This window comes from Pantoea sp. GM_Pan_3 (assembly GCF_026541045.1).
Taxonomy (GTDB): domain Bacteria; phylum Pseudomonadota; class Gammaproteobacteria; order Enterobacterales; family Enterobacteriaceae; genus Pantoea; species Pantoea anthophila.
On record NZ_JALNVA010000003.1, the window covers coordinates 144,272 to 156,281 of the forward strand.

General features: G+C 56.7%; 12 protein-coding genes and 1 other RNA gene. 4 read left to right on the forward strand and 9 right to left on the reverse strand.

Features of this window, described 5'->3' with window-relative positions; genetic code table 11:
- Positions 1–6: 6 nt before the first annotated feature.
- The 3 genes from ubiH to OXR04_RS11140 are packed head-to-tail and all read right to left on the reverse strand — an operon-like array spanning position 7 to position 3,137.
- On the reverse strand, positions 7–1,185 hold the full coding sequence (gene ubiH / locus OXR04_RS11130) for a 2-octaprenyl-6-methoxyphenyl hydroxylase (protein WP_046102501.1): 1,179 nt from the start codon (positions 1,183–1,185) through the stop codon (positions 7–9).
- Positions 1,182–2,504, reverse strand: coding sequence for a Xaa-Pro aminopeptidase (gene pepP / locus OXR04_RS11135; protein ID WP_084690459.1), 1,323 nt, complete (start codon positions 2,502–2,504; stop codon positions 1,182–1,184). The genes ubiH and pepP overlap by 4 nt, the downstream gene beginning before the upstream one ends.
- Before the next feature lie 54 nt (positions 2,505–2,558).
- Positions 2,559–3,137, reverse strand: a complete 579-nt coding sequence (locus OXR04_RS11140) for a YecA family protein (protein WP_009087101.1) — start codon at positions 3,135–3,137, stop codon at positions 2,559–2,561.
- A 170-nt stretch (positions 3,138–3,307) separates the two neighbouring features.
- Between OXR04_RS11140 and zapA the strand changes: the two genes are divergently transcribed.
- From zapA to OXR04_RS11155, 3 genes are all read left to right on the forward strand, one after another.
- On the forward strand, positions 3,308–3,637 hold the full coding sequence (zapA, locus tag OXR04_RS11145) for a cell division protein ZapA (protein WP_009087102.1): 330 nt from the start codon (positions 3,308–3,310) through the stop codon (positions 3,635–3,637).
- Between the two features lie 39 nt (positions 3,638–3,676).
- A non-coding RNA gene (ssrS, locus tag OXR04_RS11150) (6S RNA) lies at positions 3,677–3,860 on the forward strand.
- 77 nt (positions 3,861–3,937) lie between these two features.
- On the forward strand, positions 3,938–4,546 hold the full coding sequence (locus OXR04_RS11155) for a 5-formyltetrahydrofolate cyclo-ligase (protein ID WP_267370024.1): 609 nt from the start codon (positions 3,938–3,940) through the stop codon (positions 4,544–4,546).
- 110 nt (positions 4,547–4,656) lie between these two features.
- On the opposite strand, the gene serA is transcribed toward OXR04_RS11155, so the two are convergent.
- Positions 4,657–5,895 (reverse strand): phosphoglycerate dehydrogenase, encoded by a 1,239-nt coding sequence (gene serA / locus OXR04_RS11160; protein WP_009087106.1) that lies wholly within the window; start codon positions 5,893–5,895, stop codon positions 4,657–4,659.
- A 279-nt stretch (positions 5,896–6,174) separates the two neighbouring features.
- Positions 6,175–6,834 carry a ribose-5-phosphate isomerase RpiA gene (gene rpiA / locus OXR04_RS11165; RefSeq protein ID WP_046102502.1) on the reverse strand — a complete coding sequence of 220 codons (660 nt, stop codon included), beginning with the start codon at positions 6,832–6,834 and terminating at the stop codon, positions 6,175–6,177.
- 182 nt (positions 6,835–7,016) lie between these two features.
- On the opposite strand from rpiA, the gene OXR04_RS11170 reads away from it, so the two are divergent.
- The gene (locus OXR04_RS11170; RefSeq protein ID WP_009087111.1) at positions 7,017–7,922 is read left to right on the forward strand and encodes a LysR family transcriptional regulator ArgP; all 906 of its coding nucleotides are present in this window, start codon (positions 7,017–7,019) and stop codon (positions 7,920–7,922) included.
- A 265-nt stretch (positions 7,923–8,187) separates the two neighbouring features.
- On the opposite strand, the gene OXR04_RS11175 is transcribed toward OXR04_RS11170, so the two are convergent.
- From OXR04_RS11175 to fbaA, 4 genes are all read right to left on the reverse strand, one after another.
- Complete coding sequence (locus tag OXR04_RS11175; RefSeq protein WP_267370021.1) at positions 8,188–8,910, reverse strand: oxidative stress defense protein; 723 nt, start codon at positions 8,908–8,910, stop codon at positions 8,188–8,190.
- Positions 8,911–9,054: 144 nt separating this feature from the next.
- On the reverse strand, positions 9,055–9,678 hold the full coding sequence (argO, locus tag OXR04_RS11180; protein WP_058958469.1) for an arginine exporter ArgO: 624 nt from the start codon (positions 9,676–9,678) through the stop codon (positions 9,055–9,057).
- Between the two features lie 124 nt (positions 9,679–9,802).
- Positions 9,803–10,699 (reverse strand): small-conductance mechanosensitive channel MscS, encoded by an 897-nt coding sequence (gene mscS / locus OXR04_RS11185; protein ID WP_267370019.1) that lies wholly within the window; start codon positions 10,697–10,699, stop codon positions 9,803–9,805.
- Positions 10,700–10,890: 191 nt separating this feature from the next.
- The gene (gene fbaA, locus OXR04_RS11190) at positions 10,891–11,970 is read right to left on the reverse strand and encodes a class II fructose-bisphosphate aldolase (protein ID WP_009087119.1); all 1,080 of its coding nucleotides are present in this window, start codon (positions 11,968–11,970) and stop codon (positions 10,891–10,893) included.
- Between the last annotated feature and the right edge of the window lie 40 nt (positions 11,971–12,010).

Genomic DNA, 12,010 nt, shown 5'->3' on the forward strand with positions numbered 1-12,010 from the left:
TCTTTATTAACGCTTAACCCAGCCAAGCGTGCGCTCAGCCAGTTGATTTCGTAGCCACGGCAGATGGTCCATCGCCAGCAGGCCCAGGTTACGTCCCGCCACCATCGGGGCGTAACGATTGGCAAAGACGCGAACCAGCCCGTCTGTGATGCCAATGGTGGCGGCACGGTCCGACTGCCGGCGTTGCTGATAGTGATTCAGGACCGCATAGCTGCCAGGGTCCTGCTGTTGCCGATGGGCAGCGGCCAGCGTTTCCGCCAGCGACATCACGTCGCGCAGGCCCAGGTTAAAGCCCTGCCCGGCAATCGGATGCAGCGTCTGTGCCGCATTGCCTACCACCGCCACGCGATGCGTTACCGTCTGCACCGCCTGGTGCAGCGCCAGCGGGTAGCATTCGCGCTGACCGGTGTGGGTGAATCTCCCCAGCCGCCAGCCAAAGGCGCGCTGCAACTCGCTGAGGAATTCAGCATCACTCCACTGCACTATTTTTTCGCGCTGCGACGCCGGATGGCACCAGACCAGCGACAGACGGTTCCCGGACATCGGCAACAGCGCCAGCGGGCCATGCTCGGTGAAACGTTCAAATGCCCGGCCCTGATGAGGCAGCGCGGTGGAGACGTTGGCGATAACCGCCAGCTGCTGATACGCCTCAGTCTGCCACTGGATGCCACAGGATGCCGCCAGTGCAGAGCGTGTGCCGTCTGCCGCCACCAGCACTTTTCCGCTGAGTTGCTCGCCGTTGTCCAGCGTCACCTCAACCTGCTCATCACTGCGGATTGCCTGGGTCACACGAGCCGGACAGCGCAACGTCACGCCCGGCGCTTTTTTCAGTTCAGCAAACAGCCGCTGACCGACGTCAAACAGCTCGACAACCTGCCCCAGCGCCGGAATCTCATAGTCAGCCGCCGCCATCGAGACAAAGCCTGCGTGGCCGCGGTCGGAGACATGGATATCAGTAATCGGCGTGGCACAGCTGGCGATGCGCTGCCAGAGGTTAATCGCCGCCAGCTGCTGGCAGGTGCCGGCTGAGAGCGCAATCGCCCGGCCATCAAAACCGGGGTGCGCCCGGCTGGCAGGCTCGCTGCGCTCGATCAGCGTCACCGGCAGTTTGCCCTGAGTGAGATGGGAGATCGCCAGCGCCAGCGTCGCCCCGGTCATGCCGCCACCGGCAATCAGAATCGTCATGCCTGTTTAGCCGCCGCCATCAGCGCCTCAATCTCATCGGCCTCTTTCACGACGCTGTCGGTGAGATTTTCAATGCCCTCTTCGGTGATCACGATGTCATCTTCGATACGGATACCGATGCCGCGATACGCCACAGGAACATCCGCATCCGGCGCGATGTAGAGGCCCGGTTCAACCGTTAACACCATGCCCGGTTCCAGTATCCGGTCGCGGCTCGGCGTGCCGTAGTGGCCAACATCGTGAACATCCAGCCCCAGCCAGTGGCCCAGACCATGCATGTAGAACTGACGATGCGCCTCTTCGGCAATCAGCGTATCGACGTCACCGTCGAGAATGCCCAGCTCAACCAGACCGGTGATCATAATGCGTACGACTTCATCGTTGACTTCGCGAATGCTGATGCCAGGCCGGAACATCTCCAGCGCCCGGTTCAGTGAAGCCAGAACGATGTCATAAATCGCGCGCTGCGCCGGGCTGAATTTGCCGTTAACCGGGAAGGTGCGGGTGATATCACCGGCATAGCCGTGGAACTCGCAGCCGGCATCGATCAGCACCAGATCGCCGTCGCGCATTTCACTTTCATTTTCGGTGTAGTGCAGAATGCAGCCGTTTTCTCCGGCACCGACAATGGTGTTGTAGGCCGGGAAGCGCGCGCCATGACGGGCAAATTCGTGATGAATCTCTCCCTCCAGCTGATACTCAAACATGCCTGGCTGGCAGGCCAGCATGGCACGGGTATGGGCCAGAGCACTGATCTTCCCGGCGCGGCGCATCAGCTCGATTTCATCCGCATCCTTGAACAGGCGCATCTCATGCACCCAGGGACGCCAGTCGGTCAGGGTGGCAGGCGCGCTGAGGTTCTGGCGGAACCCACGACGCAGTTTTTCCAGAGCGCTGAACACCAGGGCATCGGCATGGCTGTAGTCACCCTGTGCGTGGTAGATCACATCCAGGCCGTTGAGCAGCAGGTGCAGCTGTTCGCCAATGTCGTCCCAGGGCAACGCGCGATCCACGCCCAGTTTCGCAGGAGCCGCCTCCTGACCCAGCCGACGGCCAGACCAGATCTCTGCCGTGAGGTCACGCACGCGGTTAAACAGCACGCTGTGGTTGTGATTCTCATCGCTTTTGATCAGGACCAGCAGCGCCTGTGGCTCGTTAAAACCGGTGAAATAGCTGAAATCGCTGCTCTGACGAAACGGATACTCGGTGTCATTACTGCGCGTCACTTCAGGCGCAGCAAAAATTAACGCGGCGCTGCCTGGCGCCATCTTCGCTAACAGCGCCTGACGGCGCTGCAGGAATCGTTCCAGTGAAATCATCTCTGCACTCCCTGTAAACTGACCGGTTAAACTCGTTGACCTGAAACGCCTGACTTAATGCAGCGTCGGCTTTTGCACTTCTGGCGCAGTGGGCTGTGGGCGGGTAAAGGTGTCATGACACAGCAGGGCTGCCACGCGCACATACTCAATCACCTCTTCCAGCGACTGCTCCAGCTCTTCCTGGTCTTCATCCTCTTCATAACCGAGCTGAGCGATGGTGCGCAGGTCATCAATGGCTTCGCCGGTTTCCCCGGTGACCTTATCCAGTTTAGGCTGTGTTACGCCCAGGCCGAGCAGAAAATGGTTCACCCAGCCCGCCAGCGCATCGGCACGGTCAAAGACGGTGATGTCATCATCAGCGGGCAGCAGCAGCTGAAACAGAAAGCCTTCATCTTCCAGCGTGGTCGCCGTGTGCGCGTGCAGTTCTGTCAGTGGCACTGCGAGAGAGTGAGAAAACGCCATGCCTTCGTTAGCCAGATCGTGGACCAGCGTCTTCCAGCTGGTGTCCTGGTTACCGCCGCAGAGGATCCCACTCAGCAGGCCGTGCATTTCTGCGGGCGTCATTCCAACACCCTGCTGTGAGAGCACCGCCGCAAGCGCGTTGTAATCGGGGGTTGCGTTCTGTAAGGACATAAGTTTTCATCGTCGTTGGCAGAATAAGTTCGTGTTATGCTACCACTAGCTGCCTCAAGGTTTCCAGAAAAGGGGTTGTATCTTATTTCGTGGGTCTATATAGTTGCCCGCCTCCCAAGCCATTGACTGCTAAGGGAGTTGCGAGCGAAGTAATCAGTCAGGAAGGTGGCATGTCTGCACAACCGGTAGATTTACAAATTTTTGGTCGTTCGTTAAGAGTGAATTGTCCGCCAGAGCAGCAAGATGCGCTCAATAGTGCGGCTGACGATCTCAATCAGCGGTTGCAAGATTTAAAAGTTCGCACTAGAGTCACAAATACAGAGCAACTGGTGTTCATCGCCGCGTTAAACGTCTGCCATGAACTGGCGCAAGAGAAAGTGAAAACGCGCGATTATGCTGCTAATATGGAACAGCGTATCCGTATGCTGCAGCAGACGATTGAGCAGGCGTTAGTTGAGCAGGGTCGCATAACCGACCGCCAGGATGCGAAGTTCGAATAAAACTTCATGGTTGCTGTGCTACAGTAACGGTGAGGTAAATTTTCTCTGAGATGTTTGCAAGTGGGCCAGTCCCCTGAGCCGATATTTCGAAAAAACAGAATGTGACGCTCTGTAACCTGTGTGCATGCTCGGTCCGTCCGAGAAGCCTGATGGTTACGACGGCATGTTCACCTTGAACCAAGGGTTCAAGGGTTACAGCCTACGGCGGCATCTCGGAGATCTCCCTTTCAGCACTTCTGCTTTTTTCCCCCGACCGACATGTTATAGTCGCTGAACAGCGACTTATCCGGCGGGGAAATCATGTCTGAACCTTCCATCTCTGCACCTTCCATGTTACAGCGTCAGGAAATTCGCCAGCAGGTGCGTCATCTGCGCCGGGCGCTGACGGACGAGCAGCAGGCCCAGGCGGCCGAACAGCTTGCGGAGCTGGCCCTGAACTACGCCCCGCTTACTACCGCACAAAACATTGCCCTGTTTCTGTCGGTGGATGGGGAGCTCAACACCCGTCCGCTGATTGCCCGGTTGTGGCATCTGAAAAAAACGGTCTGTCTGCCGGTTTTGCACCCCTTCTCTCCCGGTAATTTACTGTTTCTGCGCTATTCGCCCGACACCCCTTTGCAGACCAATAAGCTGCGTATTCCCGAACCGCCGCTGGATATCCGGCAGTTAATCACCCTGGATCAGCTGGATCTGATGATGGTGCCGCTGGTGGCGTTTGATCACGCCGGTCAGCGTCTGGGGATGGGCGGAGGCTTCTACGATCGCACGCTGCAGAACTGGCGGCAGCACGGCTTTTTGCCCGTGGGTCTGGCCCACGATTGTCAGCAGGTTGACAGCCTGCCGGTGGCAGAATGGGATGTGCCTTTACCGGCCGTAATGACGCCGTCAAAGCTGTGGCAGTGGGAGTAGAGGAAGTGATCTTACGACACTTTCAGATGGCTTAATCCCCTGTCCGGGCGCACCTGGCTGCAATGAAACCTGAAGAGACGCGATTAAGCGCCTCTCCAGGCGGGTAGCGCTTAGTAAAGTAAACGCGCGCGGATAGTCCCCGGAATAGCCTTCATCAGCTGCAGAGCTTTCTCCGCCACTTCCGGCTCAGCATCGATATCGATGACCACATAGCCCATAAATGGCGACGTCTGCAGATACTGAGCGGCGATGTTAATGCCCTGCTCGGCGAAAATCTGGTTGATCGCCGTCAGCACGCCCGGACGGTTCTCGTGGATGTGCAGCAGACGGCTGGCGCTGATGCCGTGGATCGGCAGTGAGACTTCCGGGAAGTTGACCGCCGACAGGGTGGAGCCGTTATCGGAGTATTTCGCCAGCTTGCCCGCAACTTCAATACCGATGTTCTCCTGCGCTTCTTCTGTCGAACCGCCAATGTGCGGCGTCAGGATCACGTTGTCGAACTCACTCAGCGGAGAGATAAAGGGATCGCTGTTGGTGGCTGGCTCGACCGGGAAGACGTCGATGGCCGCGCCTCCCACATGCTTGCTGGCCAGTGCCTCGCACAGCGCCGGGATATCCACAACTGTACCGCGAGAGGCGTTAATCAGCAGCGCGCCAGGCTTCATCTGCGCCAGCTGCTCCGCCCCGATCATATCCTGTGTCGACACGGTTTCCGGTACGTGCAGGCTCACAACGTCGCTCATGTTGAGCAGTTCCGCCAGATGGCGAACCTGAGTGGCATTACCCAGCGGCAGCTTGTTTTCAATGTCGTAGAAGAAAACGTGCATGCCCAGGCTCTCTGCCAGCACGCCCAGCTGCATCCCGATATGGCCGTAACCGATGATGCCGAGTTTTTTCCCACGCGCTTCGAATGAGCCTTTGGCATTCTTGTTCCAGATACCACGGTGCGCTTTGGCATTCGCTTCCGGGATGCCACGCAGCATCAGCAGCATTTCACCAATCACCAGTTCAGCGACCGAGCGGGTATTGGAGAATGGCGCATTGAAGACCGGAATCCCGCGGCTGGCGGCGGCCTGCAGGTCAACCTGGTTGGTACCGATACAGAAACAACCGACAGCGACCAGCTTTTCAGCTGCCGCAAAAATCTCTTCAGTAAGCTGGGAGCGGGAACGGATACCAATGAAGTGCGCATCACGGATGGAGGCTTTTAATGCGTCAGCGTCCAGCGCGCCCTTGTGAAATTCGATGTTGGTGTAGCCTGCAGCCCGCAGGTTGTCCAGCGCGCTCTGATGCACACCCTCCACCAGCAGGAACTTAATCTTATCTTTATCCAGTGATACCTTTGCCATTTCCCGATCCTATTCAGCATTCAATGAGGAGTACCATAAGCCAGCCTTCTGTCAAAATATCAAAAAAATCGCGTCGGGCAATACAAACGATTGCCCGGGAGCCAGCACGGCAACGGCTGGCAGCACCACAATGCCAGACAAAATCACGGGGTCAGGGTTGAAGAGAGAATGAAACCGTTGCGGATAACGGTTATGTGACATAAGTCACCAAATTTCACCCGGGCGAGAAAAGATGATTTGCAGGCAGAAATAAGCGGCGCCGTATCGACGCCGGACAGATCATTTTTTGATGGTTTTCACGCCATCCGGACCGCCAATCAGCGCAATATCGGCGCCGCGTGCGGCAAACAGGCCCACGGTGACCACGCCAGGCAAAGCGTTGATGCTCTTTTCCAGCGCAATCGGATCGAGAATAGTCAGATTATGCACGTCGAGAATGATGTTGCCGTTATCGGTGATGACATTCTGGCGATACTCCGGCAGGCCGCCCATTTTAACCAGCTCACGCGCAACGTAACTGCGCGCCATCGGGATCACCTCGATCGGCAGCGGGAAGCGGCCCAGCACATCGACCTCTTTAGAGGCGTCGGCGATACAGATAAAGGTCTGCGCCACCGCGGCTACGATCTTTTCACGCGTCAGCGCCGCGCCACCGCCTTTGATCATCTGCATCTGCGGGTTGATCTCATCCGCACCATCGACGTAAACCGACAGCAGATCGATCTCGTTCAGGTCAAACACCGGAATGCCCAGGCTTTTCAGTTTCAGAGTCGAGGCATCCGAGCTGGAGACGGCACCTTCGATCTGATGCCTGACTGTGGCAAGCGCATCGATAAAGTGGGCAGCGGTGGATCCGGTGCCTACGCCAACAACCGTCCCGGGCTGCACGTACTCAAGTGCAGCCCAGCCAACGGCTTTTTTCAGTTCATCCTGGGTCATGGTATGTTTAAAACCTGTGCGACAACGAAGTGCGCGTAGTATAAAACAAGGCTGGCTGAAAATGCTCGGCTGACCGACGTGGATTTAACGCTTTGGAAGCCAGCCCACAAAAAACAGGTGAGCCATCACAGGCGGCACTTTTGTGGCATAGTGACGTCCACCCTGAAGGAGAGAGAAGAATAATGAAACGCCCGGATTATCGAACGCTTCAGGCGCTGGATTCAGTGATCCGCGAACGCGGATTTGAGCGAGCCGCACAGAAACTCTGCATCACCCAGTCGGCGGTGTCTCAGCGTATCAAGCAGCTGGAGAACCTGTTTGGTCAGCCGCTGCTGGTGCGCACCGTGCCGCCGCGTCCGACCGAACAGGGCCAGAAACTACTGGCGTTACTGCATCAGGTCGAGCTGCTGGAAGAGGAGTGGCTGGGTGATGAGAACAGTGGAACCACGCCGCTGCTGCTGTCGCTGGCGGTCAACGCCGACAGTCTGGCGACCTGGCTGCTGCCCGCCCTGAAAGATGTGCTGGCCGACTCGCCCGTGCGCCTGAATCTGCAGGTGGAAGATGAAACCCGCACCCAGGAGCGTCTGCGCCGCGGTGAGGTGGTGGGCGCGGTCAGTATTCAGCCGCAGCCGCTGCCCAGCTGCCTGGTGGACCAGCTCGGCGCGCTCGACTATCTGTTTGTGGCGTCGCGCGACTTTGCCGATCGCTTCTTCCCCAACGGGGTGACCCGCTCTGCCCTGCTGAAGGCGCCTGCGGTCGCGTTCGACCACCTTGATGATATGCATCAGGCCTTTCTGCAGCAGAATTTCGACCTCTCACCCGGGAGCGTGCCCTGCCACATCGTCAACTCATCGGAAGCCTTTGTGCAGATGGCGCGACAGGGGTCGACCTGCTGTATGATTCCGCATCTGCAGATTGAGCGCGAGCTGGCAAGCGGGGAGTTAATCGATTTGACGCCTGGCCTGTATCAGCGCCGGATGCTCTACTGGCATCGTTTTGCGCCGGAGAGCCGTCTGATGCGTCGGGTCACCGACGCGCTGATAGCGCATGGACATCGGGTGCTGCGTCAGGACGACGTGGCAGCCTGAAAACAAAAACGGGGCGAAAGCCCCGTTTTTGTTGCTGACAAATCGGGATAAAGAAGACTCTTACAACAACAGAAAAGTTAAACGCGCAGGGAGCAGGGTCAGAAGAGGAAAGCGTCCCACGCCAGGGATGGTGCGGGCCGAGCGGCCAGGGATTGGCCTTAGCGACTTTCCGATCTGACCCTGTTTCCTGTGCAGGCACCGTCTCACAGCGAACCGGGCCAGGTTTTGTCAACAATTTCAAACGGGACATCAGCCCCGTTTTGCATTATGGCGCGTTGGGCTTGAGTTCAAACACCACATCGACCTGATCGTCAAAGTTAATGCTCTGCTGATCGTAGGTTTCCTGGGCTGAGGTATCGGCTGCTGCCGCCGCTTTATACATGCGGTTCATCGGCATCGGCTGATAGTTAGCGACCTGATAGCGGATGCTGTAGATCGGGCCCAGCTTCGCGTTAAAGCCTTCAGCCAGCTGTGAGGCCTGCTGAGTCGCATTCTTAATTGCCGCTTTACGTGCCTGCTCTTTGTAGCTCTCCGGGTTTGCTACGCCTAACTCGACGCTGCGCACCTCGTTCAGACCCGATTTCAGTGCGCCATCCAGCAGATCGTTCAGCTTGTCCAGCTGACGCAGAGTGACCTGAACCTGACGCACCGCGCGATAGCCTTTCAGGACAGATTTACCCTCTTTGGTGTAATCGTACTCTGGCTGGGTACTCAGGTTAGCCGCATCGATATCTTTCTTCTCAATGCCGTTTTTCTGCAGAAAATCGAAATATTGTTCAACCCGGCTGTCCGCCTGCTTTTTCGCATCGGCGGCATCTTTGGATGAGACATTCACCACGATAGAGAGCGTGGCGATATCGGGACGGGCATCGACTGTTGCCTTGCCTGAGGTCACCACGTGCGGCCCATTTGGTAACTCATCAGCGTGTACGCCAGCCAGTGCTCCGGCGCTCATGATTGCGGCCAGAGCCAATGCTTTCAGTTTCATGAAAGTCCTCCTTGAAAAGGTCACTATGACGGCTTCTAACCGGCGAAGCCCAGCAGCGCATCGGGATGCGCCATGCTTTGAGTGGTCATTATGGCAAAAGTTCGCCAGCGGTGCGGCAATAACCGCAGGCTGTTCGCGTTCTGTTCAGAAAGCGGCGATACCCTGGCGCGCCAGTTGCAGGGCAATAAACCACATCACTGCGCCGACCAGCAGGTTAATGATCCGCTGTGCCGTCGCAGTGCGCAGACGCGGCGAGAGCCACGCGGCCAGCAGGGCCAGGCCGAAAAACCACAGGACAGAGGCGCTGATGGTTCCCAGCGCGAACCACTGACGCGCCGCGGTGGTCGGCAACTGACCGCCAAGGCTGCCCAGCACCACAAAGGTATCAAGATAGACGTGCGGGTTGAGCCAGGTCACCGCCAGCAGCGTCGCCACGATGCGTCCCCTGCTCTGCCTGCGCGACGTCCCCTCTGCCAGATCGACATCGCCGCGAAAGGCGTGACGCAGCGCGCCCCAGCCGTACCAGAGCAGAAAGGCTACGCCCGCCCAGGTGATTGCCCCCAGCAGCAGCGGAGAGTGACTGAGGAGTGCACTTCCGCCGAAAATACCGCCGCAAATCAGCAGAATATCGCTCAGCGAGCAGAGCGCCGCTGTCATCAGGTGATACTGCCGCTTTACCCCCTGATTCATGACAAAGGCGTTCTGCGGACCCAGCGGCAGAATCAGTGCGGCACCCAGGGCAAGCCCCTGAAAGTAGAGAGATATCACAGAATTATGTCCTCACATCGTCAGATGTGAAGCAGTATAAGAGGGGGCGATGATTAGCGGAAATTGAAAGAATTAATCTGCGATTAGCAAAATGAATGGGCGACCGGGGTCGCCCATAAAACGATTACTCCTGCTGGGCCTGTGGCGCGATTGTCTCTGGCGCGGCGGTCTCCGGCTTTTTAACACGGTGCAGATGCACATCCATCTGAGGATAAGGAATGCCAATCCCTTTTCCATCCAGCGCACGCTTAAAGTTCTTCAGCAGATCCCAGTAAACATCCTGCAGGTCTCCGCTGTTGCTCCAGCAGCGCACCACAAAGTTCATTGAGGAGGCCGCCAGCTCATTCAGACCCACCTGCACGCCTTTCTCCTGCAGAACACGGCTATCAGCATCAACTACTTCGCGCAGCAGCGTCAGCACCTGATCAACATCCGCATCGTAAGAGACACCAATGATAAATTCATTGCGGCGTACCGGCTCGCGCGAGAAGTTAACGATGTTACCGGTGATGATTTTACCGTTAGGCACGACCACCAGCTTGCCGTCAGCCGATTTGAGGGTCGTGGAGAAGATCTGTACGTTCATGACCGTACCCATGATGCCGCCCAGATCGACAAACTCACCGGCCCGGAAGTGGCGGAAAATCACCAGCAGCACACCCGCCGCCAGGTTTGACAGGGAATCTTTTAATGCCAGGCCCACAGCCAGACCGGCTGCACCCAGAATAGCAATGACCGAGGTGGTCTGGACGCCGATACGCCCCAGTGCGGCGATAAGCGTGAACGCGATAATGCCATAGCGTACCAGCGCAGACAGGAAGTCAGCGACCGTGGTATCAATGTGACGCGCACGCAGCAGACGATTGACCGCATTGGCGATGATGCGCGCAATCATCAGCCCTACCACGATAATCGCAATCGCGGCGACAATGTTTACCGCATAGCTAATCAGGAGTTCCTGATTTCGTATAATCCAGTTTCCCGCGTTGTTGATTTCATCGATCATGCCCGTATCCTGCATGTAACCATCCTGTAATTAAATCCCAAAGGGAATGAGACCACATTGTCAGAACCGCTCTGACAATCCCTGACAAAAGGGTAAACAATAAATGCCGGTGTGCCAAACCTGCATGACCTTTGACATAAATCTGCTGAAAAAAAGGCAAAAAAAAGGCCCTTTCGGGCCTTTTTTATACGGTAACCACCAGGGTGTTACAGTACGTCGACAGCGTTAAGCTCTTTGAAAGCCTGCTCCAGACGGACCACCATAGACGCCTGGGCAGAACGCAGCCAGACGCGTGGGTCGTAATATTTTTTGTTTGGCTTGTCGTCGCCTTCCGGGTTACCCAGCTGCGACTGCAGATAGCCTTCGTTCTTTTTGTAGTACTGCAGAATGCCGTCCCAGGTTGCCCACTGGGTATCGGTATCGATGTTCATCTTGATCACGCCGTAGCTGATAGACTCTTCGATCTCTGCTGCTGAAGAACCTGAACCGCCGTGGAAAACGAAGTCCAGCGCGTTGTGCGGCAGGCCATGTTTTTCACACACAAACTTCTGCGAATCACGCAGAATGGTCGGGGTCAGTTTCACGTTGCCTGGCTTGTACACGCCGTGAACGTTACCGAATGACGCCGCAATGGTGAAGCGCGGGCTGATCGCATGCAGTTTTTCGTACGCGTAGTTCACATCTTCTGGCTGGGTGTAGAGTGCAGATGCGTCCATGTGGCTGTTATCAACGCCATCTTCTTCACCGCCGGTGCAGCCCAGTTCAATCTCCAGGGTCATGTCGAGTTTCGCCATGCGCGCCAGGTATTTGCTGCTGATTTCGATGTTCTCTTCCAGAGACTCTTCTGACAGGTCAATCATGTGAGAAGAGAACAGAGGTTTACCGTTTTTCTGGTAGTACTCTTCACCCGCGTCCAGCAGACCGTCGATCCACGGCAGCAGTTTCTTGGCACAGTGGTCAGTGTGCAGAATTACCGGCACGCCATACTGCTCAGCCATCAGATGAACATGGTGTGCACCCGAGATTGCACCGAAAATAGCGGCGCCCTGTGGTTTGTCAGTCTTGAAACCTTTACCCGCGATGAAAGCCGCACCACCGTTAGAGAACTGAATGATGATTGGCGCTTTAACTTTCGCAGCAGCTTCCAGTGCGGCATTGATAGAGTCGGTGCCGACGCAGTTCACGGCTGGCAGTGCGAATTTGTTCTCTTTCGCGACTTTGAAGATCTTCTGTACGTCATCACCAGTGACAACGCCGGGTTTTACGAAATCAAAAATTTTAGACATGATTGTGTCCTGTTTCGTGACCGTTGTTCCCCTTAAGGAA